At 51.7% G+C, this 292-nt stretch carries 1 protein-coding gene; it reads right to left on the bottom strand.

The features are described from left to right. Position 1 precedes the first annotated feature (1 nt). The coding region (locus P0D89_RS54460; RefSeq protein ID WP_408379926.1) for a transposase at positions 2 to 292 on the bottom strand (291 nt) is incomplete at its 5' end.

Below are 292 nucleotides of genomic sequence, written 5' to 3'. Positions count from 1 at the left end.
CTCACACGTCAGAAATATAGCGGACAGATTGATGCCCAAAAAATGAGCGAACAAGGCACGGATCGCGGCTAATTTGTGAAAGCTGCTCGTGAATTTTTGAGCCCAACTTCTCACCTTTTTGAAGTGGGCGTCGCGCGACGCCGGTCCGCTTGACGTGACTCCACACCAGTTCATCCGGATTGAGGTCTGGTGCGTAACCGGGCAGGAAATGCAAAGTCAACTTGCTCTGCGTACTAGCGACATAGTCCTTAACGAGGGCTTTCTTATGCGCTGGCAATCCGTCGACGATCAA

The sequence above is a fragment of the Paraburkholderia sp. RL18-085-BIA-A genome (assembly GCF_046027075.1).
Lineage (GTDB): Bacteria > Pseudomonadota > Gammaproteobacteria > Burkholderiales > Burkholderiaceae > Paraburkholderia.
Note: the sequence above shows the minus strand (reverse complement) of the source record. Positions and strands in the feature narration are given on the sequence as shown.